Annotated in this window: 20 protein-coding genes; 11 read left to right on the top strand and 9 right to left on the bottom strand. The window is 73.0% G+C overall.

All coding sequences use genetic code 11. The features are described from left to right. Positions 1–17: 17 nt before the first annotated feature. Both WMF34_RS40720 and WMF34_RS40715 read right to left on the bottom strand, forming a co-directional pair. The gene (locus WMF34_RS40720) at positions 18–1,019 is read right to left on the bottom strand and encodes an NAD-dependent epimerase/dehydratase family protein (RefSeq protein WP_012240622.1); all 1,002 of its coding nucleotides are present in this window, start codon (positions 1,017–1,019) and stop codon (positions 18–20) included. Then, positions 1,016–5,599 carry an AMP-binding protein gene (locus WMF34_RS40715; protein ID WP_044967017.1) on the bottom strand — a complete coding sequence of 1,528 codons (4,584 nt, stop codon included), beginning with the start codon at positions 5,597–5,599 and terminating at the stop codon, positions 1,016–1,018. The genes WMF34_RS40720 and WMF34_RS40715 overlap by 4 nt, the downstream gene beginning before the upstream one ends. Before the next feature lie 283 nt (positions 5,600–5,882). On the opposite strand from WMF34_RS40715, the gene WMF34_RS40710 reads away from it, so the two are divergent. Further along, the gene (locus WMF34_RS40710; protein WP_044967015.1) at positions 5,883–6,845 is read left to right on the top strand and encodes a deoxyribonuclease IV; all 963 of its coding nucleotides are present in this window, start codon (positions 5,883–5,885) and stop codon (positions 6,843–6,845) included. On the opposite strand, the gene hutU is transcribed toward WMF34_RS40710, so the two are convergent. Beyond that, complete coding sequence (gene hutU / locus WMF34_RS40705; RefSeq protein ID WP_012240619.1) at positions 6,760–8,433, bottom strand: urocanate hydratase; 1,674 nt, start codon at positions 8,431–8,433, stop codon at positions 6,760–6,762. The two genes, WMF34_RS40710 and hutU, sit on opposite strands and share 86 nt — an antisense overlap. Positions 8,434–8,616: 183 nt before the next feature. On the opposite strand from hutU, the gene WMF34_RS40700 reads away from it, so the two are divergent. Further along, positions 8,617–8,973: a hypothetical protein gene (locus WMF34_RS40700; protein WP_437991159.1), complete on the top strand. Its 357-nt coding sequence runs from the start codon at positions 8,617–8,619 to the stop codon at positions 8,971–8,973. Between the two features lie 113 nt (positions 8,974–9,086). Here WMF34_RS40700 and WMF34_RS40695 read toward each other — a convergent pair whose 3' ends face one another. From WMF34_RS40695 to WMF34_RS40680, 4 genes are all read right to left on the bottom strand, one after another. Continuing rightward, positions 9,087–11,153 (bottom strand): protein kinase domain-containing protein, encoded by a 2,067-nt coding sequence (locus WMF34_RS40695; protein WP_437991158.1) that lies wholly within the window; start codon positions 11,151–11,153, stop codon positions 9,087–9,089. 22 nt (positions 11,154–11,175) lie between these two features. After that, positions 11,176–12,156 (bottom strand): hypothetical protein, encoded by a 981-nt coding sequence (locus WMF34_RS40690; RefSeq protein WP_437991157.1) that lies wholly within the window; start codon positions 12,154–12,156, stop codon positions 11,176–11,178. A 206-nt stretch (positions 12,157–12,362) separates the two neighbouring features. After that, positions 12,363–13,151 (bottom strand): hypothetical protein, encoded by a 789-nt coding sequence (locus WMF34_RS40685; RefSeq protein ID WP_437991156.1) that lies wholly within the window; start codon positions 13,149–13,151, stop codon positions 12,363–12,365. A 73-nt stretch (positions 13,152–13,224) separates the two neighbouring features. Continuing rightward, positions 13,225–13,530 carry a YfhL family 4Fe-4S dicluster ferredoxin gene (locus WMF34_RS40680; protein WP_012240614.1) on the bottom strand — a complete coding sequence of 102 codons (306 nt, stop codon included), beginning with the start codon at positions 13,528–13,530 and terminating at the stop codon, positions 13,225–13,227. Between the two features lie 168 nt (positions 13,531–13,698). On the opposite strand from WMF34_RS40680, the gene WMF34_RS40675 reads away from it, so the two are divergent. From WMF34_RS40675 to lpdA, 6 genes are all read left to right on the top strand, one after another. Further along, complete coding sequence (locus WMF34_RS40675; RefSeq protein WP_193790766.1) at positions 13,699–14,457, top strand: hypothetical protein; 759 nt, start codon at positions 13,699–13,701, stop codon at positions 14,455–14,457. A 125-nt stretch (positions 14,458–14,582) separates the two neighbouring features. Beyond that, on the top strand, positions 14,583–15,539 hold the full coding sequence (locus tag WMF34_RS40670) for a HEAT repeat domain-containing protein (RefSeq protein WP_437991155.1): 957 nt from the start codon (positions 14,583–14,585) through the stop codon (positions 15,537–15,539). Further along, positions 15,536–16,147: a DUF4149 domain-containing protein gene (locus tag WMF34_RS40665; RefSeq protein WP_012240612.1), complete on the top strand. Its 612-nt coding sequence runs from the start codon at positions 15,536–15,538 to the stop codon at positions 16,145–16,147. The genes WMF34_RS40670 and WMF34_RS40665 overlap by 4 nt, the downstream gene beginning before the upstream one ends. Positions 16,148–16,185: 38 nt before the next feature. After that, positions 16,186–16,461 carry a hypothetical protein gene (locus tag WMF34_RS40660; protein WP_012240611.1) on the top strand — a complete coding sequence of 92 codons (276 nt, stop codon included), beginning with the start codon at positions 16,186–16,188 and terminating at the stop codon, positions 16,459–16,461. A 114-nt stretch (positions 16,462–16,575) separates the two neighbouring features. Next, positions 16,576–17,769: a thiamine pyrophosphate-dependent dehydrogenase E1 component subunit alpha gene (locus tag WMF34_RS40655; protein ID WP_437991154.1), complete on the top strand. Its 1,194-nt coding sequence runs from the start codon at positions 16,576–16,578 to the stop codon at positions 17,767–17,769. A 161-nt stretch (positions 17,770–17,930) separates the two neighbouring features. Then, positions 17,931–19,337 carry a dihydrolipoyl dehydrogenase gene (gene lpdA, locus WMF34_RS40650; RefSeq protein WP_437991153.1) on the top strand — a complete coding sequence of 469 codons (1,407 nt, stop codon included), beginning with the start codon at positions 17,931–17,933 and terminating at the stop codon, positions 19,335–19,337. A gap of 76 nt (positions 19,338–19,413) precedes the next feature. On the opposite strand, the gene WMF34_RS40645 is transcribed toward lpdA, so the two are convergent. Beyond that, on the bottom strand, positions 19,414–20,568 hold the full coding sequence (locus WMF34_RS40645; protein ID WP_437994700.1) for a bifunctional methionine sulfoxide reductase B/A protein: 1,155 nt from the start codon (positions 20,566–20,568) through the stop codon (positions 19,414–19,416). 102 nt (positions 20,569–20,670) lie between these two features. Further along, positions 20,671–21,693: a hypothetical protein gene (locus tag WMF34_RS40640; RefSeq protein WP_437991152.1), complete on the bottom strand. Its 1,023-nt coding sequence runs from the start codon at positions 21,691–21,693 to the stop codon at positions 20,671–20,673. A 194-nt stretch (positions 21,694–21,887) separates the two neighbouring features. On the opposite strand from WMF34_RS40640, the gene gloB reads away from it, so the two are divergent. The 3 genes from gloB to WMF34_RS40625 all read left to right on the top strand — a co-directional run bounded on the left by gloB (position 21,888) and on the right by WMF34_RS40625 (position 25,441). Further along, entirely contained in the window at positions 21,888–22,643 is a 756-nt protein-coding gene (gene gloB, locus WMF34_RS40635; protein WP_437546607.1) for a hydroxyacylglutathione hydrolase, read from the top strand. Between the two features lie 66 nt (positions 22,644–22,709). Continuing rightward, positions 22,710–24,500 carry a 1-acyl-sn-glycerol-3-phosphate acyltransferase gene (locus WMF34_RS40630; RefSeq protein WP_437991151.1) on the top strand — a complete coding sequence of 597 codons (1,791 nt, stop codon included), beginning with the start codon at positions 22,710–22,712 and terminating at the stop codon, positions 24,498–24,500. A gap of 32 nt (positions 24,501–24,532) precedes the next feature. Beyond that, positions 24,533–25,441: an NAD(P)-binding domain-containing protein gene (locus tag WMF34_RS40625; RefSeq protein WP_437991150.1), complete on the top strand. Its 909-nt coding sequence runs from the start codon at positions 24,533–24,535 to the stop codon at positions 25,439–25,441. The last annotated feature ends 17 nt before the right edge of the window (positions 25,442–25,458 follow it).

Genomic DNA, 25,458 nt, shown 5'->3' with positions numbered 1-25,458 from the left:
CGCGCGCCGCGCTCCACCTACGCTTGCGGCCAGACCACGCCGCGGGCGCGCAGATCGGCGACCGTGTCCGCGAGGGTCTCGAGCGGGTCGCGCGGCGTCCAGCCGAGCTCGCGCCGGGCCTTCGTCGCGTCGAGGTACCAGAAGTGCTGGCCCATCTCGGCCGACACGGGATCGACCGGCAGATCGAACGGCAGCCGCTTCCGCGCCTGCTCGATGAGGTGCGCGCCCGCCTTCGCGAGCGCGATGCTCCGCGGCAGCCGCAGGGCGGGGGCCGGGACGCCCGAGATGCGCGCGAGGCGGCGGAAGAAGACCTCCAGGCTCATGTTGGCGGCGCCGAGCAGGTAGCGCTCGCCCGGGCGGCCCTTGTCCATCGCCAGCGCCATGCCCTGGGCCGCGTCGCGGGCGTCGACGAAGGAGAGGCCGCCCGCGGGGGTGAACGGGAGCCGGCGCTCGAGGAAGCTCACGATGTCGCCGGTCGAGGCGCCGTGGACGTCGCCCGGGCCGAGCAGGATGCTCGGGTTGACGGCGACGACCTCGAAGCCGGGCCCGCTGCGATCGAGCGCCGCGCGCTCGGCGTACAGCTTCGAGCGGTAGTAGGGCCAGCCGGCGATGAGGTCGATCGGCGTCGCCGCCGCCTCGTCGCGGACGTCGTTCGGGTCCTTGCTGACCGCGACGACGCCGCTCGTGCTCGCGATCACCGCGCGCTTCACCCCCGCGTCGCGGCAGGCGTCGAGGGTGATCTTGGTCCCCTCGACGTGCGTCCGGTAGAGCGCCTCGGCGTCCTCGCGGCGCCGCGAGACGCGCCCGGCGCAGTGGAAGACCCCGTCGCAGCCCTCGGCGGCGCCGCGCACCGACGCCGCGTCGAGGATGTCTCCGCGGCGGAGCTCCACGCCCTGCGCGGCGAGCGCGGGCGCCTCTGCCCGGCAGAGCGCCACCACGTCATGGCCACCCCCACGGAGCGCCGTGACGAGGTGCGATCCCAGGAAACCGGTCGCGCCGGTGACGAGATAGCGGCTCATGCGAGGTCGAAAACCTTCTGGAAGGTCTGCAGGAGGGAGATGTCGTTCGATTTCACGAGGCCCGTCATGAACTCCATCGGGCTCGGTGTGTAGGCCTCGCGGACGATCTTGGTGAATATCTCGGGCGTGGTCTTGAGGACACAGTCCGCTTGCTGGCTTGGCTTACCGATCCGCGCCTCGCAGCTGGCCGCGTCGATCCGCAGCGTCCACTTCGCCTCGTCCTCCGTGCCGAGCGTCACGTAGTAGGTGATCGGCTGGGCGACCCGCCCCGCCACGTATTTCGACTCGAGCTCGCGGAACAGGAGCGTGAGCGGGTGCTCCTTGGCGGTGGTGGCGGCCTGATCGATGCTCTCGACCCGGCTCAGATCCAGGGCGCCGCCCTCCTTGAGCTTGATGACGGCGAGCTGCGTGAGCTCCGCGACCTTGCGGCAGGCCACCGCGTACTTCATCCCGGCGGTGAGCCGCCGGAGGTCGCCGATCGCGAGCGGCGGCCCGATGCGCGCGACGAGGTCGCGGCGGATCGGGACGGTGCGCCCCTTGGGGAGCGCCTCGAAGGTGCCGCCCAGGTAGAGGGGCAGGATGTCGACGTTGTGGGTGAGCGCGAGGTGCCCGATCGCCGGCTTGAACTCGAGGATGCCGCCGTCGGGGCTGCGCGTGCCCTCCGGGAAGAGGAGCACCGTCCGCCCGCGGTCCAGGATCTCGCCGGTCTGGCGCAGCGCCGTGCGGAGGCCGCCCTTGCGGTCGAAGGGCGCGAGGTTCGTGAGGTTCTCGAAGTAGGCGCGCCGCCAGCGGTTGCCCTCGAAGAAGTAGTCCTGCGCGGCCAGCGAGACGAGGCCGTCCCCGTAGCTGCCCAGCGCGAACTTCACGAGGCCCATGTCGAGGTGGCTCGCGTGGTTCGAGACGACGATCGTGTTGCGGTTGTGCGGGATGAACGCGCGCCCGTAGACCTTCGGGCGCATGACGTTCCCGTAGAAGCCGGACTGGACCTTGTTCATCCAGTGCTTGGCGAAGTCGGCCACCGGGCGGGGGATGTGGATCGGCTCGTCGCCCGCGCTGTGCGCCTTCGGCTCCGCGGTCGCCGCGCCGGCGTCCTGCGCGACGGCCGCCGCGCCCGCGCCGGCCGCGGCGGCCTCGGCGGCGAGGCGCGTGACGATCGCCTTCACCTCGGAGCGCTTCACCTGGCCGGACGCGGTGCGGGGCAGGTCGGCGTCGTCGAGGTGGACGGCCATGGGGTGGCACGGCTTGGGCAGCGCCTGGATCGCCGTCCGGAGCGCGTCGAGCGCGCGCTCGTGCTGCGCGGCCCGCGCGAGCGCCGGGTCGCCCTCGCCGTCCTTCGCGCCCGGCGCGGTGGGGACGGCGAGGCAGGCGACCTGCTCGCCGCCGCGGCCGTTGTCGATCCCGACGATGGCGAGCTCCTTGACGTGCTCGATCTTGCCGAGCATTCGCTCGATGTCGGCCGGGTACAGGCTCTCGCCCTTCGCCGCGCTGATGACCTCGCTCTGCCGGCCGACGAGGACGAGCCGCCCTTGCTTGTCGAGCTTGCCGAGATCGCCCGTGCGGAGCCACCCGTCCGCGTCGAGGGCCGCCTGGGTCGCGTCCGGGTCGTCGGCGTAGCCCTTCATGACGTTGGGGCCGCGCGCGAGCACCTCGCCGACGCCGTTCGCGTCCGGGTTCGCGATCTTGATCTTCACCCCGGGGATCGGCTTGCCGACGTTCCCCGGGCTCGCCGCCGGCGAGGGCTTGGTGACGGTCAGGAGCGGCGCCGCCTCGGTCAGGCCGTAGCCCTCGGCGAGCGGCAGGCCGAGCCCCTTGAACACGGCGGCCGTGTCCCTGGGGAGCGCCGCGCCGCCCGAGATGAGGAAGCGGACGTTGCCGCCGAGCGCGTCGTGGACGCTGCCGAAGAAGAGGCGCCCCGCGTTCAGGCCCAGGCGCTTGCCGAGCATGCGGTTCAGCTCCATGGCCCAGCTGAACGCGGTGGCCGCGGCGGGCCCCTGCTCCTTCACCCTGGCGACGATCTGGCGCTCCAGCATCTGCCAGAGCGCGGGCACGCCGACCATCGCCGTGACGCGCGCCTTCTTCAGCCCGTCGCTCACCCGATCGGCCGAGACCTCGTCGAGGTAGATGATCCGCGCGCCCTGCGACAGCGGCAGGAGCAGGCCGCAGGTGACCTCGAAGGTCTGGTGGAGCGGCAGCACGCTGAGCACGCGGTCGCTCGCCTTGAGCGGGAACAGCGGCGCCAGCGAGGCCAGCAGCGCCGTGAAGTTGCCGTGCGTGAGCAGCACGCCCTTCGGCTCCCCGGTCGTGCCGCTCGTGTAGACGACGCTCGCGACGTCCTGGCTGCCCACGCGCACGTCCGGGGGCGCGAGCCCGTCGCCGGACGCCGGGCCCAGGTCGGGCACCTGGCCCTCGGCGAACCCGACCATGTCGAAGGCGTGAAGGTTCGGCAGCGCCGCGCGCACGTCGGCGCCGAGCCTCTCCGCCACGCCGCCGTCCCAGAGGACGACCTTCGCCGTCGACGAACGGAGGACGTCCGCGAACGCCTTCGCGTCGAGCCCGGGATCGATCGGGACGGCGACGGCGCCTGCGCGGAGGATGCCGAAGTAGGCGACGGGCCACGCCGGCTGGTTCGCGCCGGAGAGCGCCACGCGGTCGCCGCGGCGGACGCCGAGCGCGGCGAGGCGCGCGGCGGTCATGCAGGCCGCGTCGCGGAGCTCGCGGTAGCTCGTGCGCGAGAGCCCGTCCTGCTCGAACCGCTGCACCGAGAGCGCGTGATCGAAGCGCTCGGCGACCTCGTCGAGCAGGTCGACCAGGCTGTCGTAGGGCCGGAGCGGCTTGATCTCCCGGCGGAGCATCTCCTCCATGAGCGGGAAGGCCCACTTCTCCAGGCCGGGGAGGTGGACGTTCCAGATGTAGTCACGCCAGTCGATCTTCTCGGGGGCCCAGACGAAGCGCGCCCGCTCCTCGGGGGGCATGCGGGCCATCGCCGCGCGCGTGTTGGCGCAGGAGTAGACCCAGTCGCCCTCGGCGACGAACGGCATGAAGACCTCGAGGAGCGTGGCCGTCTTCTGCTCGGTCCTGGCGGCGTTCTCGAGCGCGGCCGCCGCCGGCTTGAGGAGGGCCGCGGCGGGGCCGACGCTCGCCGTCTTGAGCAGGCCGCCCAGGCCGCGGAGCGCGCCCTCGATGGCGCGCGCGCCGTGCGCGCCGTACTGCTGCCGGGTCAGCCCGCGCGGCTCGAACCGGGATGACACGACGTCGAAGAGCGAGGTCTTCTTCCCCTCGAACACCTGCCGCCGCTTGTAGAGCCCGGCGAGCTCCAGGTAGCGCGTCACGCGGCAGCCGTTCGTGTCGGTCGATCCGTACTGGTACACCGCGGGCGCGCGGCCCTCGATGAGCTCGCAGAGCGAGGCGATCATGCCGCTCGCGGTCATGTCGACCGGGATGAGGTCGAGCCGTACGTCGTGGTCGCCCGGGAACTGCACCTGCCCCTTCGAGGCGAGGTAGAGGTACGGCGCCGAGGTGTTGATCCCCTCGTTCCAGCCGGTGAACGGGAACTCGACCGCGGTCTCGACGACGGCGGGGCGGACGATCGTGAAGGGCAGCCCGGAGCTCGCGAGGACCTGCTCGCCGATGCTCTTCGTGTAGGTGTAGATGTTGGTCCACCCCCAGAAGAGCGCGCGCTCCTTGCCGGCCTCGATGAGCCGGTCCTTGATGAACTTGCGCTTCACCCTGGCGAGCTCGTTCTCGAGCGCGCTGCCCCGGCACGGCTCGCTGCGCGCGGCCAGGTTGGCCTTGGCCTCGTCGAGGAAGGCGCTCTGCCGGAAGGCGTCCTCGCACCGCTGGCGCGCCTGCTGCACGAGGTCGAGGCACTCGCTGATCTCGCGCTGCGGATCCCAGTGCGACCGATCGAGGGTCCGCTTCGGGCAGGCGGCGCCGAACCACGTCTCGCCCGCGGCGCGGGGGAAGGGGATCTCGGACGGGTGGTTCTCCTCGATGAGCCCGGAGCGGTAGCCTGCGACGAAGCAGGTGCTCGTGTGCATCACCTTGGCCCCGAGGGTCCGCGCGAGCTCGACGAGGTTGCTGATGCCGAACGCGTTGACCTCGAGCGCCTCGTCGAGCGGCGGGTTGAAGTCGACGACGCCGGCCACGTTCACGACCGCGGCGATGTTGCCCGTGAGCTCACCCACGCGGTCGCCCAGCCCGAGCAGCGGCAGGCCGACGTTGCCGTTCATGGGCGTGATCTTCTGCCGCAGGTACTCCTCGAAGGCGGGCCCGGGGTACTGCTCGCGGATCGGGTCGAAGACCGGCGAGGTCACGATCTGCGACCAGAAGCGCTCCTCCGGCGACTGGTTCTCCTTGGCCCGGACGAGCAGGTAGATGTGGGCGATCTCCGGGAACCTCGCGAGCAGCATGGCCAGCCAGACCTTGCCGAGGAAGCCGGTCCCTCCGACCACCACGAGCCGCTTGCCCGAGAGCACGTGCGACGGCACCAGCGGCGGGGCCGCCGCGGTTTCCTCGCCCTTGGCCCCACCCGGCGACCCCGGCGCTGCCTCTCCGGCGCCGGCCCCGTTCGTAACACCCATATGGCTCATCGAGACTCCAGGAAGGCCGCTCAATTCGCGCCTGGGCAGGAACGCGTCAAGGGTGAGGTGCCGCGAACCGGGGTTCGCGCCCTGCCGGCATGCGGTTTGCTCGATTTGCTCGCGGAATCGGGGTCATCGCAGGGGGACGGACGAGGCGGCCCGGGCGTTGCCCGCCTGCGTGAGGGCGCGCGGGTGCGCGCGGATGGCGGGGGCCGTGGCAGATCCGGTGGGCTCGGGGCAATGCCTTGCCGGCGGCGGGGAAGCGCCCCAAGCAGTGCGGCCCATGATCTTCGGCGCGCACGAGTCCGTGGCTGGCGGCCTTCACCGCGCGATCGCGCTGGCGGGGGAGGACCGCTGCGAGGTGGTGCAGATCTTCACCAAGGTCTCGGGCCAGTGGCGGGAGCCGGCGCTGAGCGCGGAGCAGATCGCCGCGTTTCGCGCCGCGCGCGCGGCCTGGGCCGGCGCGGGCGCGGGCGTGGGCCGAACACTCGCCCACGCGAGCTACCTCATCAACCTGTGCGCTGACGACGCCGCGATCCTCGAGCGCTCGCGGGAAGCGCTGTTCCAGGAGCTCGCGCGGTGCGACGCGCTCGGGATCGACTTCGTGGTGTTCCATCCGGGCGCGCACCGCAGCCTCGGCGAGGAGGCCGGCCTCGACCGCATCGGCGAGAGCCTGTCGATCGTGCTCTCTCGCGGGAAGGGGCTCCGCGCGCGGCTGTGCATCGAGAACACGGCCGGGCAGGGGTCGACCCTCGGCGACCGCGTCGATCAGATCGCCGCGATGATCGAGCGCGCCGGGCCGGAGGGGTCGCGGCTCGGGGTCTGCATCGACACGCAGCACGCCTTCGCGGCGGGGCACGACCTCCGGAGCGAGGCCGGCTACGAGCGGTTCTGGAGCGACTTCGGCCGGCTGCTCGGGCTTCATCGGCTGCAGTGCATGCACGTGAACGACTCGAAGGCGGCGCTCGGCCAGCGGGTCGATCGGCACGAGCGCGTCGGCGACGGGGAGATGGGGCTCGCGCCGTTCTGGCGCCTCGCGAACGACGCGCGGCTCGCGCGCGTCCCGGCGGTGATCGAGCTGCCGCCGCTCTCGAAGGAGCGGCGCGGCTACCTGGAGGAGATCGCGCGGCTGCGCGCCCTCGAGGGCGCGGCGGAGCCGGTCACCCTGCCCGGTGCGGCACCCGGACGCCCTTCTCCTCCGCCACGCGGCACGCCGTCTCGTAGCCCGCGTCGGCGTGCCGGATGATCCCCATCCCCGGATCGATGGTGAGCACCCGCTCGAGCCTCTGCCGAGCGGCCTCGGTGCCGTCGGCGACGATCACCATCCCGGCGTGCAGCGAGTTGCCGATCCCGACGCCGCCGCCGTGGTGGAAGCTCACCCACGACGCGCCGCCCGCCGTGTTCGCGAGCGCGTTGAGGATCGCCCAGTCGGCGATCGCGTCGGAGCCGTCCTTCATCGCCTCCGTCTCGCGGAACGGCGACGCGACCGACCCGCAGTCGAGGTGGTCGCGCCCGATCACGATCGGCGCCTTCACCCGGCCGGCGCGGACGAGCTCGTTGAAGGCGAGCCCGACCTTCGCGCGATCGCCGTAGCCGAGCCAGCAGATCCGCGACGGGAGCCCCTGGAACGCGATCTTCTGCTCCGCGAGCTCGATCCAGCGGCGGAGATCGGCGTCGCCCGGGACCGCCTCGAGCACCGCGCGGTCGGTGGCGAGGATGTCCTCGGGATCGCCCGAGAGCGCGACCCACCGGAACGGGCCCTTGCCCTGGCAGAACAGCTCGCGCACGTACGCCGGCACGAAGCCGGGGATCGCGAACGCGTCCTCGGCGCCCGCCTCCATCGCGCAGGTGCGGATGTTGTTGCCGTAGTCGAAGACCTCGGCCCCGCGCCGCTGCATCGCGAGCATCGCCTCGACCTCCCTCCGCATCCCCGCCTTCGCGCGCGCGACGTACTCCACGGGATCGCGGGCGCGGAGCTCCGCCGCCTGCTCGAGCGTGAGCCCCGGCGGGACGTAGCCGACGAGCGGATCGTGCGCCGCGGTCTGCTCGGTGACGAGGTCGGGCGTGACGCCGCGGCGCACGAGCTCCGGGTAGACGTCGGCGGCGTTGCCGCAGAGGGCGATCGAGCGCGGCGCCCCGCGCTGGACGCTCTCGAGGACGGCGTCGAGGGCGCGGTCGAGATCGTCGATGCGCTCGTCGACGTAGCGGGTGCGGAGCCGCTTCTCGATGCGCGCCGGGTCGATCTCGACGCCGAGGCAGGCCATGCCCGCCATGGTCGCGGCGAGCGGCTGCGCGCCGCCCATGCCGCCGAGCCCCGCGGTGAGCACCCAGCGCCCGCCGCCCGGGGCGCGCGCCGCGTGCGCCTTCCGCGCCGCGACGAACGTCTCGTAGGTGCCCTGCACGATGCCCTGCGAGCCGATGTAGATCCAGGAGCCCGCGGTCATCTGCCCGTACATGGTCAGGCCGAGCGCCTCGAGCCGGCGGAACTCGTCCCACGTCGCCCACCGGCCCACGAGGTTCGAGTTCGCGAGCAGCACGCGGGGCGCGTCCGGGTGCGTGCGGAAGCGGCCCACCGCCTTGCCCGACTGCACGAGGAGCGTCTCGTCGTCCGCGAGCTCCCGGAGCTCGCGGACGATCACGTCGAACGCCTCCCACGATCGCGCCGCCTTCCCGGTGCCGCCATAGACGACGAGATCGTCGGGGCGCTCCGCGACCTCCGGATCGAGGTTGTTGTGGAGCATCCGGAGCGCGGCCTCCTGGATCCACCCCTTGCAGCTCCGCTCGCTTCCCCGCGGCGCGCGCACCACCCGGGCCCCCTGTTCTCCGGTCGTCATGCTGTCGTGTACTCCACCCGGTCCTGATCGACCAGGAGGCGCGGCGTCCGCCGCGCCGCGCGGCGAGGCGCACGCCGCCGCGCGACGCGACCCTGCTCGATCCTCTCCGGGGCAGCCGGCTTCGTCCGAACCGGAGTATGCTTGCTCGGGGCGCGCGCAGCGCCCGTGTGTCCGGGAGAATCCATGATCTCGACGATCCGTTCGGCCCTCGCGCGTTGTCCGGTCCGGGCCCTCCAGCTCGCAGCCCTGGCGCTCACCCTCGCGACAACGGGGTGCGACAAGGTCGGGTGCTTCGAATACACCGAGATCGAGTGGACCGAGAACGGGCGGGCATGCCCCTCCCAGGAAGAGGCGCTCGCCTATTTCGGAAGCGACTCGTGCGGCGGCGAGGTCGCGTCGGTCGACAGCGAGGCCGAGTACGACGGCGATTACTGCTGCTACGACATCACCAAGCGCGACGGGTACGGGGGCACCTGCACCTCGCCTGGCGGGCGCATCTCGCCGCCGCAGCCGGCGCCCGCCCCGTCTCCGCCGAACTGAGCCGGCGCTCCGGACACCCCCCGCGCCCGCGCATCGCGGGCCTCGCGTCTGGCGCCGCCTCCGCCCTCGTTCATCGGTCTAGAGCTCGTCCAGCGCGTTCCTGTCGAGCTCCTCTAGAGCTCGTCCAGCGCGTTCCTGTCGAGCTCCTGGAGCGCCGCGAGATCCCGCGCCGCGAGCTCCTCCACGTCGCCGGGAGCCTCGCGCGGATAGGCCAGCGTGAGCTCGCCGTCGTGGACGTAAAGGTGCTGGCTGTCGATGCACCCGTGCGCGCCTCCGGCCGCGTGGAGCGCCGCGATGGCCTCGCCGAGGCGCGCGCGCTGGGCCCTGGTCAGCGCGCGCGCCTCGTCGGCGAGCGCGCGGCCCTGGGGCAGCGCCACCCAGACCTCGCCGCTCGCGAGATCGACCCGGAGGACGGACGTCAAGGCCGCGTGGCCGGCGCGCGCGAAGGCCCGGGCCCGGGCGAGGGTCGCGTCGTCGAGCTGGAGCACGAGGACGTCGCGATCGAGCCAGGCGTCGTGCCAGCGCCCCTCCGTGTCCCGGCCGTCGCCGACCTCCAGGGTCGCCGCGAGCCGGGCCGCCGTCGCCGGCGGCGCCTCGCTCGATCGGGGCCGGCCGCTCCCGCGCGACCGCCGCGGCCGCGGGCGCTCTGGCCAGGCCATCGCGGTGATCGCGCGCCGCGCCTCGAACGCGTCGGCCGGGCGCGCGGCGGGGTCCTCCGCGAGCAACGCCGCCACGGCCGCGTCGTGGGCCGCCGTGAGGTCCGGATGGACCTCGCTCGGCGCGGGATCGAGCCGCCCGCGCACGGCGGGGGCGGGCGGCTCTCCGGTGAGCAGCTCGGCGAGCACCGCGCCGACGCCGTACAGATCGCTCGCCAGCGTCGCCGGTCGGCCCATGCGCTGCTCCGGCGACATGTACGCGAACGTCCCGATCGCGCCCGCCGTGGCGGTGGACGAGAGATCGCCGAGGTGCGCCGCGCCGAAATCCGCGAGGTGAGCCGTCCCGATCTCGTCGAAGAGCACGTTGCTCGGCTTCACGTCGCGGTGGAGGATGCCGAGGCGGTGCGCCTCGCCGAGCGCGGAGAGGAGCGCGCCCGCGATCTCGACGGCGCGCGCGGGCGTGACCGGCTCTCCCCGCAGCCGCTCGATCAGGGACCCGCCCGTCATCCAGGCGAGCACCATGGCCGGCCCTTCGGGGTGGTACGCGCGGAGCGCGACGACGTTCGGGTGCCGGAGCTGGGCGAGGGCGCGCGCCTCGCGCTCGAACCGGAGGAGCGCGTCGCGGCCCGCTCCGAACGCCGCGCCCGCGAAGATCTTCACGGCGACGCGCTCCGCCGTGATCCGGTCGCGCGCCTCCACCACGCGCGCGTGGGGCGTGGCCGTGACCTCGCGCAGGGTCTCGTAGCGCCCGAAGAGGAGCGGCCCGACGGGCGCGGGGCCCGCGGGAGGAGCGCCCGCGGCGGCGCTGCCGGGAGCGGCGCCTCGCGACGAGAGCGCCTCCTGGCCGGGCGGATCGAGCCGGGCGAGCTCGTCGCGGACGGTCCGCGCGGCGTCCTCGAGCCCGAGCTCGCTCAGGCAGCGGCCGAGCAGCGGCAGCGCGCGGGCCCGCTCGGCGGCGGCGGGCGGCAGCTGCTGCAGCGCCCGCACGGCGGCCTCGGTGCGGCCGTGGCGCGCGAGCAGCTCGCCCAGCGCGAGCCACGCCGCCGCGTCGCCCGGGCGGCGGCGGAGCGCGGCCTCGAGCACCCGCGCGCCGTCGGCGGGGCGGCCGGCGAGCTCGAAGCTCTCGGCGGCGCGGCACGCGTCGTGGGCCGCGGTGAACGCCTCCGCGGCCGCCGCGTGAGCGCCGAGCGCCGCGAACAGCGCGCCCGCGTGGCGCGAGAACCCGCGCGCCGCGAGGTCGGCGGCGGCGCGCAGCGCGGCGTCCCGGGGCGACGTGGAAGCGATCCGCTCGAGCGCCTCGCGCGCGAGCGCCTCGTCGCCGCCGAGCGCGGCCATCAGCGCGGCGCGGGCCGGGTCCCCGGCTGCCAGCGCCTCCCGGGCCGCGCCGGCGAAGTCGCAGACGCGCTCGAGCAGCTCGGAGGCGCCCGCGTGATCGCCGGCCGCCGCGAGGAGCGCGGCGCCGCGGTCGCGCTGCCCGATCGCGGCGAGCTCGGCCGCGCGACGTCGCAGATCCTCGTACGCCACGCCGATGTCGGTCGGAGCGCCGTCAGCGCGCGGCGATGCGCGCTCGGCCGTTCACGGAGAGGTCGAAGCGCACCTCGCCGAGGTCGATCCCCGACGTGTTGATCGGCACCTGCCGCGTCCGGTGAACGGCGAGCGTCGCGTTCGCCGGCAGAGGCCCGAGCGTCGAGGGATCCAGCAAGGAGCCCGGGATCACGCCCCGCCCGGTGTCCTTGAACGCGCACCGCACGGTCGCGCCGTGGGCCGAGGTCACGTCGACGTAGATGATGTCCCGCGTCCGTCCGGCCCCGCCGCCCTCGTCCGCGCGCCACTGCACGACCGCGCCGACCCCTGCGTCGAGATCGACGCCGTCGGCCAGCTCGGCGTCGCCGATGCGCACCTCCTCGGGACCCGCGGGGGCATCGGCCTCGAACGCGAACCGGTCGAGCTGCCCGGAGCCGGAGCTCTCGAACACGTACCGCGCCGGCGCAGGAAGATCGCTGGTGGCGTCGCGCGACGTGTAGAACACGCCGAAGACCAGGGCGCCCACGTCCGGGAACGCGCGGGCGGCGAGGGGCATCTCGGTGCTCTCGGTCTTCATCGTCACGTCGCCCGCGTCGAGGAGCTCGATGGGGCTGAGCGAGCTGAAGCTGCTCGCCTCGTCGTCGGCGGCGGGCGAGAGGACCATGCAGCTGCCGGCGGAGGGGAGGACGAACGGCTTCCCGACGGCCCCCTCGGCGAGCTCGGGATCCATCGCGGACGAGAGCCGCATGAACTTCGCCAGCACGTTCGTGACCGCCCCCGCTCCCTCGGCGCCCGCGCTCGGCAGCGCGGCCTCGTCGAGCTCACCGGAGGTGGCGGCCGCGGCGGCGTCCCGGCTCAGGTTGATCGCGCGCTCGACGCGCACGACCCCCTGGGTGACCACCCCGTTGACCTCCGTCGCATCGCCCGCGACAGGCGCCGAACAGCCGACGAGAGCCGCACCGGCGAGCAGGCATGAGGTGGCGAGGGCGCCGTGGGGACGCATAGATCCGAGTCTAAGACGGGTCCTCCGGCCGGGCAAGCGCCTGTGCTTGCCACCGGAAATGGCAGGGAATCCGTATCCTTGCGTTTTGCTACGTTTTGCGCGCTTTGCCGCGGCTTGTCACGCGTGGTTACGCGTGGTTACGCGTAGTTACGCTCCGACGTCGTGCTTGACGACGTTGCAACGTCGTTGCGTTTGTTTCGACCGTGTCAGAAGGTGACCGTGAGGCCGCCGCCCGGGGCGACGGTGCCCTGATCGATCGCGACCGGATCGCCGGCGATCTCGCCCTCGGCGTGGTGGTAGGTCGCGCTGGCCTCGATCGCGACGTGCACATGGCGGAAGCCCGCGCGGATGCCCAGCACGAACCCGAGCTGGAGATGCTGGCCCGACGCGTCGACGAGCGGTCCTCGGAGCGGCGCTCCGGCGGCGGGTAGCCGCACCTCGCCGCCGAGGAGCTCGAAGCCGAGCCGGGGACCGAACCAGAGCGCGTAGAGATCCGCGTCCGACCGGAAGCCGAGCAGGAGAGGGACGTCGAGCCCTGCGCCGTGGACGTCGATCCCCTCTGCGCTGGGGCCCGGCCCGCCCGCGAGCAGCGCCGAGGCGCCGAGGCCGATCGACAGGGCCGCGTCGCCGAGCGGGAATGCGTGGCGCCCGTCGAGCCGGATGGCTCGCCCCGTGTACGTCAGCCCCGCTTCGTTCTCGCCCGCGATCCCGACGCGGGCGCTGGCCCAGGGCGCGACGCCCGGCGACACGGTGATCTCGGAGAGCTTTCGCCGCGCGGCGCCCTCCGCCGTCGCCGGGCCTGTGGCGCTCGCCCCTGCGTCCGCCGCTCCGGCGACGACCATGTCACCCGACAGGCCGCCGCCGAGGCGCACGGCGCCCGGACGGAGGACGTGGGCCGGGTGGAGCAGCGGACCGCTGCCATGGCAGCCCGCGCAGGCACCCGCGAGGACCACTGCGGCCCAGCGCCGGATCACGGTGTGACCCGGGCGCCGCATCGAACCGACGGTGCCGGCGGAGGCATGGGAAGCGCGGCCGGAGAGGCGACGCGATCGTGCGCGAAGAGGCGCGCTACTTGCGGAAGCGCGAGGGGTAGTCGTTGGCGGCGGCCCGCTTCTTCAGCTCCCCATCGTCGGGGTGCAGCCTGACGGCGCGCGCGATGAGGACCTCCTCGGTCTCCACGATCTGCGGGTTGGGCAGGCAGCACTCGACCGGGCATACGGCCTGGCACGCTTCGTGATCATAGAAGCCGACGCATTCGGTGCAGAGCTCCGGATCGATCACATAGATCTCGTCGCCCTCGCTGATGGCTTCGTTCGGGCATTCGGGCTCGCAGGCGCCGCAGTTGATGCAGTCTTCGGTGATGTAAGTCGCCATGGCCTTCGCTTCGTTCTCCGGGGTCACCCCGGTCCGCTCGTTTGTAGAGGCCTGACCGCAAGGTGTCAATTCGGGCGGAAGCCAGCGCCGGTTCCGGGACGGCATCGTGGGCGTCGTGGGCCTGCGCTTGCGCGCGGGCGCCCCCGCCGGTACTAAGCGCCCTCCTCGATGCTCCGCCTCACCGAGCCCGCCCTCCTGCTCGTCGTCCTTGGCGCCTCCTCGCTGCTCGCCGGATGTGGCCCCCAGATCGGCGATCCGTGCACCTCGTCGCTCGATTGCGTGCAGGCAGAGCAGCAGCTCCTCTGCGATGGGACGCAGCCTGGCGGCTACTGCACGGTCTTCAACTGCGAGCCGGACAGCTGCTCCGGGAGCAGCGTCTGCGTCGCGTTCAACCCGGTGATCGATCCGGCGTGCAGCGAGCTCGAGAACGTCCGCTGGCCGCGCTTCGAGCGGACCTTCTGCATGGCCACCTGCGATGAGGACGACGACTGCCGCAAGGGCTACTCGTGCGTCGCGCTGGGCAACATCCAGGAGGCCGCCGGGATAGCGCCGGGCGAGCGCAACGCCGCGATCGTCGACGCCAGGCCGGACGGCTCGAGGGCTTGCCTGCCGAACCCGCCGTCTGCGTCGAGCGTCGCCAGCGAGCCGCCGGGCGGCGTCGAGAGCGAGCCTGGCGTGTGCAGGGCCGCTCCTGAACAGACGGAGGAATGGACCCCCTACACGCCGGAGGCCTCGGGCGCAGGAGGCGCCGGCGGCGCTGGAGGGTCGGGTGGTGCGGGAGGCGCCGGCGGCTCGGAGGGCGAAGGCGGCTCGGGCGGCGAAGGTGGCGGCTCGGGCGGCGCTGGCGGTTCGGGTGGCGCTGGCGGCGGCGGCTCGGGCGGCGAAGGTGGCGGCTCGGGCGGCGCTGGCGGCTCGGGCGGCGGCTGAGCGCCGCTCCGTGCGGCCCGGCTTTGCGCATCGACCGTGCTAGCGTTGGCCGCGTGTTCGGACCGGCCCCCGCGAAAAGGACGCTCGAGGCTGCGCTGCGCGACGTCGCTTCGCAGAAGCCCGCCGTGCGCGCGGAGGCCGTGAGCGACCTCGTCCCGTACGCCGCGACGGCACGGGAGCAGGTCGTGCGCGCGATCGAGGGCGTGCTGCGCGTCGATGAGCACGCGGCGGTCCGCGCGGCGGCGGCCATCGGCCTCGCCGACACGAAGGCCGTCGAGGCGCTCCCGGCCCTGCTCCTCGCCGTCGAGGACGCGGATCCCTACGTCCGGCAGATGGCGATCACGGCGCTCGGGGAGATCGGCGACATGCGGGCCACGGGCCGGCTCCGGCGCGCCCTCTCGGACGAGCGGCCCGAGGTGCGGTTCCAGGCGGTGATCGCGTTCCCGCGCGTCTGCGCCCAGCAGGCCGACGCGATCGAGGCCGTCATGCAGGCCACCCACGACGACGACCCGCTCGTCTGCCACATCGCGCTGCGGATGTTCGAGGAGCTGGGTGAGTCCAGCGGCGAGCTGCCTCCGTCGGCCATGGAGCGGGCCCGCGCGCTGCTCGGCCACGCGTCCCCGCTCGTCCGGGCGGCGGCGGCGGTCGTCACCGCGCGCTTCGGCGATCCGGTGGGCCACCCCGTGCTCGCCGAGATCGTGGGAGGAAAGCTCGACGGGGTCGATCGCGAGGACGAGGCCGCGGCCATCGAGCTCTGCGGCGAGCTCGGCCTCGCCGCTTCGCGGAGCGCCCTGGAGCGGCGCGCGTTCGGGCTCAGGCTCGGCTTCGGCCGCGATCCGCTGCGCTGGCACGCGCGCGTCGCGCTCGCGCGGATGGGCCACGAGCGGGCCATCCGCGACATCCTCAGCGAGCTCGGCGCGTGGGACCGCCACAAGCGCACGCTCGCCGTCGCGGCCGCCGGTCGCGCCCGCCTCTCGGCCGCCCGCGCCGCGATCGCGGCGATGCGGGGAGACGAGCGGAAGGCCGATCAGGGGGCCGTCGAGGAGGCGCTCGCCGCCATCGCTGCGGAGGTGGATGCATGAACGATGGAGCCCAGTTCAGCGAGGCGGACCTCGCCCCGAGCCCCGAGGAGCGCGCCGCGTCGCGCCGCTCCCTCATCGATCGCGTGGCCGCGAGCGTGGCCGCGCTCGCGGCGGGGGCCTGGGTCGGCGGCATCGTGGCGCTGGGCGCCTGCGCCGCCCCGTTCGTCTTCCGGCTCGCCCCGGCCCCCTTCTCCGGTGACGCGATGAGCGCGGCGTTCGCGCGCTTCGATCAATTCGCGCTCGGCGCCGCGGTGATCCTCCTCGGCGCGGAGGTGGCGCGCACCTGGGCCGCGTACCGTCAGGGCGCCGGCCGCGCGGCGCGCGTGCGCCGGCTCGTCGCCATGGTGTTGGCCGGGTGCGCCGCGTACGTCGGCCTGGCGCTCACCCCCCGCATCGCGGCGCTCCACCGCGAGGGCGTCCGGCGCGGCGAGGGGGAGCTCGGCATGGAGCTCGAGCGCGTCCATCGCCGCGCCGAGCTCGTGAGCAAGTCGGAGGTGTTCCTCGGCGCGAGCCTGGTCCTCTTGCACGTCTTCACGCTCGGCGCGCGCCGCCCCGAGCAGGACGACGACGAGGAAGCGGCCGCCCCGCTGCCGCCCGGCCCGCGGTGAGGACGCCGCGCGTCGCGCCCACGACACGGAGGGATCCGATGCCGCGTGACAACAAGCTCTATAGCGGCTTCGTCAACCACGACTACATCCTCACCTTCTCGATCGCCGACGAGGCGAACCGGTCGCGCCTCGTCGCGCTCTGCGCCGGACCGTGGCAGGGCGACGAGGTCACGCCCGACACGTGGGAAGTGTCCAACACGCTGAGCCCCGATCAGATGGAGCGCGCCATCCTCGATCTGATGGGCGACGCGGACCGCGCCGCTTACTACTACCTCTCGGACAGCAAGCGGATGTTCCGCGTCCTGCTCGGCTGAGCTCGTGCGCGAGCGATGTGAGCCGCTTCGCTCCGGCGCGCCGCGGGGGCGGGAGGGGCGTCCCCGCGGGCCGAAGGGGCCGCGAGCGCGGTCGTTTCGCGGTATGGTCCGGTCATGAGCGAGCTGGAAGCCACGCCGCCCGGCGCCTCCGCGAGGTCCGCCGCCGACGCCCCTCCACCTCACGCGCCCACGTCCCGGCCAGGGGAGGGGGCCGACGAGGGCTTGCTCAGCGTCCTCCGGGACGATGGATCCCTGGATCCCGCGACCGACCCCTGCCTCAGCGACGCGCTGCTGCTGCGCGCGTACCGCGAGATCAAGCGCCTCAGGCTGCTCGACGCGCGCATGCTCCTGCTCCAGCGGCAGGGGCGGGTCGGCTTCTACGGCGCGTGCACCGGCCAGGAGGCGACGCCGATCGCCACGGCGCTCGCGGTCGAGCCCACGGACTGGATCTTCCCCGCGCTGCGCGAGAGCGTGATGATGCTGGTGCGCGGCTTCCCGCTCCGCACCTATGTGGCCCAGGTGTTCGGCAACGCGGGCGACCTCCTCCAGGGGCGCCAGATGCCGTCGCACATGAGCGGGCGGCAGGTGAACCAGGTGTCCTGGTCGAGCTGCATCGGCCCGCAGCTCCCGCAGGCGGTCGGCGCCGCGTGGGCCGCGAAGCTGCGGCGCGACAGCACCGTGGTGGTGGGGTTCATGGGCGACGGCGCGACGAGCGAGCCCGATTTCCACAGCGCGATGAACTTCGCGGCGGTCTTCAGGGCGCCGTGCGTCCTGATCTGCCAGAACAACCACTGGGCCATCAGCGTGCCGACGGACCGGCAGACGGCCTCGAGGACGATCGCCGTCAAGGGGCGCGCCTACGGCGTGCCGTCGGTGCGGGTCGACGGCAACGACGTCATCGCCGTCTACCGCGCCGTCTCCGAGGCGGTCGCGCGGGCTCGTGGCGGCGGCGGCCCCAGCTTCATCGAGGCGCTCACCTACCGCGTCGGCGCGCACTCCTCGAGCGACGACCCGAGCCGCTACCGGTCGCAGGAGGAGGTCGATCGCTGGACGCAGCGCGACCCGCTGCTGCGCCTCGGGCGCCACCTCGCCGGCCGCGGGCTCCTCGACGACGCCGCGGAGTCCTCCCTCGAGGCGGAGCTCAACGCCGAGATCGCCGCCGCCGTCGCCGAGGTCGAGGCGATGGGCCCGCCTGCCCGAGAGACGCTGTTCGACGACGTCTACGCGGAGCTGCCCTGGCACCTGCGCGACCAGCGCGCAGAGCTCCTGCGCTCCCCGAAAGCGCCGCCGCACGGCGGCGGGCGCTGACCTCGGGGAGGGATTTCCCCTCGCTGCGAGGTCGTGTAAGCCCCGGGCACCCAGGGACGGCTCGCGGTGGCGGGCGCGGCCTCAGGGCTGTCGGCGAGGGGCTTGCCTGACGAACCCCGGCGCCCCTAGTTCCAGTCTTCGAAGCGCACAAAAGGACAAGGATGAAGACCTACGACGCAATCGTGATCGGAGCCGGCCCCGGCGGTTACCCCTGCGCCATCCGGCTCGCTCAGCTCAAGCAGAAGGTGCTCTGCATCGAGAAGGAGAACGTCGGCGGCGTCTGCCTCAACTGGGGGTGTATCCCCTCCAAGGCGTTGATCTCCGCCGCCCACCTCTACGAGAAGTCGCAGGCCGGCGCCGCGATGGGCATCAAGGTCAGCGGCGTCGAGCTCGACGCCAACAAGATGCAGGACTGGAAGGAAGGCATCGTCAAGAAGCTCACCGGCGGCGTCGGGTCGCTGCTCAAGGGCAACGGCGCCGACGTCGTGAACGGCACCGCCACGGTCGTGGGGCCGAAGCGCGTGGACGTGACGCGGGCGGACGGCTCCGTGGAGCAGTTCGAGGCGACCAAGGCGATCGTGATCGCGACCGGCTCGACGACCATCGAGATCCCGACGTTCAAGTTCGACGGCGACACGATCATCGGCGCCAAGGAGGCGGTCAGCCTGCGCCGCGTCCCGAAGCGGCTGATGGTGATCGGCGGCGGCGTCATCGGCCTCGAGCTCGGCATGGTCTACCAGGCGTTCGGCGCCGAGCTCATCGTCGTCGAGGCGCTGCCGGAGCTGCTCACGGGCGTCGACCCCGACTGCACCAAGATCGTCGAGCGCAAGATCCTGAAGCGCGGCGGCACGATCCACAAGAACGCCAAGGCGCTCGGGTACGAGAAGCAGAAGGACGGCTCGGTCGGGGTGAAGATCCTGGTCGACGGCAAGGAGCAGACGATCGTCGTCGACACCGTGCTCGTCGCCGTCGGCATGCGGCCGAGCAGCAAGGGGCTCGGCCTCGAGAAGGTCGGCGTGACGGTCGATCAGCGCGGGTTCGTCCCCACCGACAAGTTCTGCCGCACCAACGTGCCGTCGATCTACGCCATCGGCGACGTCAGCGGGCCGCCCCTGCTCGCGCACAAGGCGACGAAGGAGGGCGAGATCGCCGCTGAGGTCATCGCGGGGCACAAGGCCGAGAAGGACTGGGTCGCGATCCCGGGCGCGATCTTCACCGATCCGGAGATCGCCACGGTGGGGCTCACCGAGGCGGAGGCGAAGGCGAAGGGCCTCGAGGTCAGCATCGGCAAGTTCCCGTTCTCGGTGCTCGGCAAGGCCATGGCCATGAACGAGACCGAGGGCTTCGTGAAGATCGTCGCCGACAAGAAGACGAAGCAGGTGCTCGGCGTCCACATCGTCGGACCGGAGGCCAGCACCATGATCAGCGAGGCGTCCCTCTCGCTCGAGATGGCGGCCTTCCTCGAGGATCTCTCGCTCACGATCCACCCCCACCCGACCCTCGGCGAGTCGCTGATGGAAGCCGCCGCCCACGCCATGGGCGCGGCGATCCACATCGCCAATCGCTGACCCGCCCGCTCTCGAGCATCACCAGCCTGCGCCGTCGACGAAACCATCGAGTCGACGGCGCGGGCCACCGCCCTCATCAGTCGCGCATGAAGTGGCACGTATACCCGCTCGGGTACTTCTCCAGGTACTTCTGGTGATACTCCTCGGCGCGCGTGAACGGCCCGGCCTCCACGATCTCGGTGACGAGCGGGGCGCGCCACTTGCCGCTCTTGTCGACGCGCGCCTTCACCTCCTCGGCGATGCGGCGCTGCTCGGGCGTCGTGACGAAGATCGCTGAGCGGTACTGCGTCCCGACGTCGTTGCCCTGGCGGTTCCGCGTCGTGGGATCGTGCATGCGGAAGAACCACTTCTCGAGCAGCTCGGCATAGGACAGCTTCGCGGGATCGAAGACGATGCGCACCGACTCGGCGTGGCCCGTCGATCCGGTCTTCACGTCTTCATAGGTCGGCGCCTTCGTCCGGCCGCCGGCATAACCGACCTCCGTCTCGAGGACACCGGGGATCTGCCGGAGGAGCTCTTCCATCCCCCAGAAGCAGCCGCCCGCCAGGACGGCCGTCTCCAGCGTCGTCTGGCACCCAGGCGCCTCCCCCGGCGCCGGCACCGCGCAGGCGTTCGCGCTCGCTTGCTGCCGAGGCGCCCCGCCGCGGCCCTCGAACAGCGCCCGATAAGCGCCGTAACCCTCCGCCTCGAGGCGAGCCAGCGGGATGAACCGGAGGGACGCCGAGTTGATGCAATAGCGCAGCCCGTCGGGCCCGGGCCCGTCCTCGAAGACGTGCCCGAGGTGGGAGTTGCCAGCCTTGGAGCGCACCTCCGTTCGGACCATCCCGTGGGTCCTGTCCGAGCGCTCCACGACCCGCTCCGGCTCGACGGGGCGCGTGAAGCTCGGCCAGCCGGTGCCCGAGTCGAACTTGTCGAGCGACGTGAAGAGCGGCTCGCCGCTCGCGACATCCACGTAGAGGCCCGCCTCGTGGTTGTCCCAGAAGGCGTTGCGGAACGGCGGCTCGGTCGCGTCGCGCTGGGTGACCTCGTATGCGAGCGGCGTGAGCTGCTTGCGCAGCTCCTCATCCGACGGTTTGCGATAGCTTCTGTCCGACATCGTCACAGCCTCCTTGGACCCCGGAATCACCTTGCTCGCCCTCCCTGCATCGCCAGCGCGAAAGCACGCGAACACGGCGGCGCACGCAATGAGGGCGAGCGCGAAGAGAAGACCAGCAGCGCGGAGCCGTTTCATCATCCACCTGGCCTGTCGAGGGTAGCGCACCTAACCCTCCTACGCCCCGCGGCGCCGCCGGTTTCGCCCGGCGAGCGCGGCCGCGCGGCGCCGGCCTCGGCGCTACGGGCCGCCGCTCTCGAGTGAGGCGTCGCTTTCGCCGTCGCTCTCGCCGGCGCCCCGCTCGAAGCACTCGGCGGGGATCTCGCGCGCGCGGCGGACGAGGCGGGTCGCCCCGATGAACGCCGACGTGACCGGATCGTAGTAGCCGCTCGCCCCGTGCAGGCCCGGGACCGCGCGCTGGTAATGGCGCGCGACCCGCTCCATGAGCGCCTCGCGGACGTACTTGCCCACCATCGACGCCATCGCGACGCACAGATCCGAGGCGTCGCTGTCGCGGACGAACGCGATCTCGCCGAGGCCGGGGAAGCGGTAGGCGCTGCGGGCGCGGCCCTCCTCGAGCACGGCGTGCATCCTCCCCGCGAGCGGGCCGAACACGGCGCCATACTTGCCGAAGCCGCCGACCTTGCCGCACACCGCGAAGACCTCCGCGCCGGCGAGGCCGCGGAGCTCCAGGACGAGGCGCTCCATCGCGTGGAGATCGAGCACGAACCTGTTCTTCCCGGCGCGCGCCCCGTCGTTCATCCGCTTCGCGCAGAGCAGCACCGAGCGCACGGCGACGACCTCGACCCCCTTCCCCGAGAGCTTGTCGAGGTCCTTGCCGATCGCGCAGACCAGCTCGTCGGGCGCGGTGAACGCCTCGCCCTCCGCCGACCAGCACTGCTCCTCGACGTGGCTCGGGCAGAGCGCGCGGAGCGCGGGGCGATCCTCGAGCGCGACGGCGTGGAGCAGCTCGTCCACCGACGACGCGCCGCTGGCCGTCTTCTCACGGCCGCGGCCGCAGCCGCGCGCGACCAGCGCGCGAGCCCAGGCCTCGCCGAGCGAGACATCCCCGTGCGCCACGAGCTGCTTCGAGTCGCCGAGCCGCTGGGCGAGGGCGCCGCGAGGGGCGCGGCCGGCGACCTGCCAGCCCGCCTCCGTGACGCGCGTGAGGACCGCCGTCACCACCATCGGGCCGAGCCGCGGGCCCAGCCCGTTCTCATCGACGCCGATGCGGTAGCGGACGGAAGGCTCGGCGGACGTCATGCCGGCCCCTCTGCCACACCATCGCGCCCGCGTCACCGCGCGGATCTCCGCCAGGCCGCCCGCCGTCCCGCTCGGGACCACTTGCCGGTTCGGTCGCAAAATTCTCAAACTTTCTCGAGCTCATGCGCGATCCACCGCGCCACGCGCACCTTTTCCCCGGCTCTCGCCGGGAGCGCCGCTATAGTCGACGCCTCATGCGCATCCTCCCCGTGCCCTGCCTCAGCGACAACTACGCGTACCTCGTGGCCGCGGACGGGCGGCGCGAGGCGATCGTCATCGATCCCTCGGAGGCCCAGCCGATCATCGCGGCGCTCGAGCGCGAGAAGCTCAGTCTGGTCGCCATCGTCAACACGCACCATCACCACGATCACGTCGGCGGCAACGAGGCGCTCCGCGAGCGTTACGGCGACCTCCCGGTCTATGCGCACTCGAGCGACGTCGGGCGCGTTCCCGCGCAGACGGAGCGGGTCGAGGAGGGCACGCCGGTCCAGGTCGCCGGCCTCACGCTCCAGCCGTTGCACGTCCCCGGCCACACGCTCGGCGCCGTCTCGTATTGTGTCGAGGACGTTGTTTTCACCGGAGACACGCTCTTCATCGCCGGATGTGGCCGCATGTTCGAGGGGACGCCGGAGGTGATGCACGCCTCGCTCTCCAAGCTCGCCGCGCTCCCGGCGCACACGCGCGTCTTCTGCGGTCATGAGTACACCGTGAACAACCTGCGTTTCGCCGAGGCGGTCGAGCCCGAGAACGAGGCTGTCCGCAAGAAGCTCGCGGCCGCCCGCGCGGCCCGGGAGCGCGGCGAGCCCACGGTCGGGAGCACGATGGCCGACGAGCTCGCGACGAACCCGTTCCTGCGCTGTGGCGAGCCGAGTTTGAGGGCGCGCTTCCCGGGGGCCGCGCCGTCCGACGTGTTCGCCGCCGTGCGTCGCGCGAAGGACGATTACCGCTGACTTTCGGCGTCGCCCGCGGCCGTATTCCGCTCGCGCCCGCCGTCCGATTTCTATACGACTAGGCCCATGGACTCCCGCGCTCCCATCTTCGGGTTCAACGACGCGCGCGACGAGATCGTGCGCACCGTGGTCGACCGGGTCGTCGGCTCCACGAGGGATCCGCTGCTCGCCATGAACGAGGCGGCGTATCAGGAGTCGAAGCGGCTCGAGGGGTCCCGCAAGCCGCAGGACGTCCGCGAGCTCGCCGAGTGGCAGCGGCTCGCCCGCTCGCTCGGCCGCATGCACGACGCCGAGCGCCGCCGCCGCCTGCGGGAGCTGTCGGAGGAGTACGCGTGGGACATCGCGGGGAACTTCGACCGGCGCGTCTACCAGCTGTCGTCGCGGCTCCTGCCGCCGGTCGTGAGCGCGCTGCTCGCGCCGCGGAAGCTCATGACCGTGGTCCGCGACCCGCTCAAGCTCGTCAGCCTCGAGCTCCTGGCCGACCGGGTGCTCGTGGAGGGCCCGCTCGCGAAGCTCCGCTCGCTCGTGCAGCGCGGCACGGCCGTCTACGTCCCGACCCACCTGTCGAACATGGACTCGATCGTGTTCGGCTATGCCCTCGAGCGCGCCGGCCTGCCGCCCGCCACGTACGGCGCCGGCAAGAACCTGTTCACGAACCCGGTCCTCTCGTTCTTCATGCACAACCTCGGCGCCTACCGCGTCGACCGGCGCATCCGGCACAACCTCTACAAGGACGTGCTGAAGACGTACTCGGGCGTGCTCCTCGAGCGCGGCTACCACTCGCTGTTCTTCCCGGGCGGCACGCGGTCCCGCTCGGGCGGCGTGGAGCGGAAGCTCAAGCTGGGCCTGGTCGGCAGCGCGTTCGAGGCCTACACGCGGACGCTGCAGAGCGGCCGCGAGCGCCGCGTCTTCTTCGTCCCGGCCACGATCAACTACCTCATCACGCTCGAGGCCGAGACGCTGATCGCCGATTTCCTCTCCGAGGCCGGCAAGGGCCGCTTCATCATCGAGGACGACGAGTCGAGCCGCATCGGCCGGATCGCCTCGTTCCTGCGCAAGCTCCTCGCGATGAACGCCGCGGTGGTCATCCGCTTCTCCGAGCCGCTCGATCCGTTCGGCAACCGGGTCGACGAGCTGGGCCGCTCGTTCGACGCCCGCGGTCGCGAGGTCGATCCGGCGAGCTACGTGAAGGATCAGGGCGGCAGGGCGGTCATCGACGCGGCGCGCGACGCCCAGTACGCGCGCGAGCTCGGCGAGGAGATCTGCCGGGCGTACGCGCGCGACACGGTCGTGATGGCGACGCACGTCGTCGCGGCGGCGAGCTTCGCCCGGCTTCGCAGCCAGGCGCCCGCCGCGGATCTCTTCACGGTGCTCCGGCAGCGCGACGTGCTCACTGTGCCGCGCGACGACCTCGCGGCCGACGTGGTGGCGCTCTGCGATCGGCTGCGCGAGCTCGAGCAGCGGGGGTGCATCGTGCTGGGGGAGGACGTCCGGCTCGGCTCGGGCGGGGACATCGTCGAGCGCGCGCTGCGCGCCTTCGCGGGCTACCACTCGTCGCCGGTGCTCGACTCGCGGCCCGACGGCATCGCGCTCTGCGACACCAACCTGCTCTTTTACTACCAGAACCGCCTCGCCGCCCACGGGGTGGCGTGGGACGTCATCGCCCCGCCGGGCGTCCCTTCCGGCCTGCAGGTCCAGCCGCCGCTCCCGCCGCTCGAGCCCGCCTCGTCGCCGCCGCCTCTGGATGAGCCGCGGGGCTCGGCCTCGTCCGCTTCGTCGTCCCCGTCGTCCTCGTCCCGCGTGGGCGAGGCGGACGCGCACGTGGGCTCGATGAACGGCGCCGGGGGTGGCCAGTGAGCGCCCCGGGGAGCGCGCTTCCGGCGCCTTCGGTGGGGGTCATCGGCGGCGGTTTCTGGGGCGTGGCGCTGGCGCTCGCGGCCAGCCGCACCGGCGCGGAGGTCCTCCTGTACTCGCGCCGCGAGCAGCCGCGGATCAAAGGCGGCCCGCGGATCGTGCGGGACCACGCGGAGGTCGCCCGGGCGCGGCTGCTCGTGATCGCGGTGCCGTCGAACGCGGCGCGGACGGCGCTGCGCGCGCTCGGCGATCACATGGACGGCTCGCACCTCGTGATCCACGGCGTGCGCGGCCTCGAGGGGGAGGCGCTGAAGACCGTCTCGGACCTGGTGCGCGAGGAGACCCCGGCGCGCCGGGTGGGCGCTCTGGGCGGCCCGGTGCAGGAAGACGAGCTCCGGGAGGGCCGCCCCTCGGCGATGGTGTGCGGCTCGCGCTTCCCGGAGGTCCACGCCGCGGTGACCGCGGCGTTCCAGTCGGAGGCGCTCCGCGTCTACACGACGCCGGATCTCCAGGGCCTGGAGTGGGCGTCGGCGCTGGTCGGCTGCCTCGCCGTCGGTGTCGGCTTCGCCGAGCAGGCGGGCGCGGGGCCGGGGTTGCTCGCCGCGCTCATCTCGAGGGCGGTCGACAGCGCGGCCCGCATCGCCGCCGCGGCGGGCGCGGAGGAGCGGACGATGCTGGGGCTCGGCGGCTACGGCGACCTGCTCGCCTCGATCCGGCTCGAGAGCCGCCCCGAGGTGGTGCTCGGCAAGGCGCTCGCGCGCGGGCGGACGCTCGACGAGGCGGTCGCGGAGGCCAGGCTGCGGGTGGAGGCGATCCCGCTGATCCCGCGCGTCGTGGCGTTCGCGAAGGCGCGGAAGGTGGATGCGGGGGTGTTCGAGGCGCTCGAGACGATCCTGAAGGGCGGCGCGCCGAGGGCGGTGCTCGATCGGATGTTCGCGGCGTGAGGCATGGTGACGGCAGC

The sequence above is a fragment of the Sorangium sp. So ce145 genome (genome assembly GCF_051525985.1).
GTDB lineage: Bacteria > Myxococcota_A > Polyangia > Polyangiales > Polyangiaceae > Sorangium > Sorangium cellulosum_B.
The sequence above is the reverse complement of the archived record's forward strand: the minus strand, read 5'-3'. Positions and strand labels throughout refer to the sequence as shown.

Coding starts and splice junctions, on each gene's coding strand:
- WMF34_RS40720 (WP_012240622.1), bottom strand. CDS start 1,019: ATGAGCCGCTATCTCGTCACCGGCGCGACCGGTTTCCTGGGATCGCAC.
- WMF34_RS40715 (WP_044967017.1), bottom strand. CDS start 5,599: ATGGGTGTTACGAACGGGGCCGGCGCCGGAGAGGCAGCGCCGGGGTCG.
- WMF34_RS40710 (WP_044967015.1), top strand. CDS start 5,883: ATGATCTTCGGCGCGCACGAGTCCGTGGCTGGCGGCCTTCACCGCGCG.
- hutU (WP_012240619.1), bottom strand. CDS start 8,433: ATGACGACCGGAGAACAGGGGGCCCGGGTGGTGCGCGCGCCGCGGGGA.
- WMF34_RS40700 (WP_437991159.1), top strand. CDS start 8,617: ATGATCTCGACGATCCGTTCGGCCCTCGCGCGTTGTCCGGTCCGGGCC.
- WMF34_RS40690 (WP_437991157.1), bottom strand. CDS start 12,156: ATGCGTCCCCACGGCGCCCTCGCCACCTCATGCCTGCTCGCCGGTGCG.
- WMF34_RS40685 (WP_437991156.1), bottom strand. CDS start 13,151: ATGCGGCGCCCGGGTCACACCGTGATCCGGCGCTGGGCCGCAGTGGTC.
- WMF34_RS40680 (WP_012240614.1), bottom strand. CDS start 13,530: ATGGCGACTTACATCACCGAAGACTGCATCAACTGCGGCGCCTGCGAG.
- WMF34_RS40675 (WP_193790766.1), top strand. CDS start 13,699: ATGCTCCGCCTCACCGAGCCCGCCCTCCTGCTCGTCGTCCTTGGCGCC.
- WMF34_RS40665 (WP_012240612.1), top strand. CDS start 15,536: ATGAACGATGGAGCCCAGTTCAGCGAGGCGGACCTCGCCCCGAGCCCC.
- WMF34_RS40660 (WP_012240611.1), top strand. CDS start 16,186: ATGCCGCGTGACAACAAGCTCTATAGCGGCTTCGTCAACCACGACTAC.
- WMF34_RS40655 (WP_437991154.1), top strand. CDS start 16,576: ATGAGCGAGCTGGAAGCCACGCCGCCCGGCGCCTCCGCGAGGTCCGCC.
- lpdA (WP_437991153.1), top strand. CDS start 17,931: ATGAAGACCTACGACGCAATCGTGATCGGAGCCGGCCCCGGCGGTTAC.
- WMF34_RS40645 (WP_437994700.1), bottom strand. CDS start 20,568: ATGAAACGGCTCCGCGCTGCTGGTCTTCTCTTCGCGCTCGCCCTCATT.
- WMF34_RS40640 (WP_437991152.1), bottom strand. CDS start 21,693: ATGACGTCCGCCGAGCCTTCCGTCCGCTACCGCATCGGCGTCGATGAG.
- gloB (WP_437546607.1), top strand. CDS start 21,888: ATGCGCATCCTCCCCGTGCCCTGCCTCAGCGACAACTACGCGTACCTC.
- WMF34_RS40630 (WP_437991151.1), top strand. CDS start 22,710: ATGGACTCCCGCGCTCCCATCTTCGGGTTCAACGACGCGCGCGACGAG.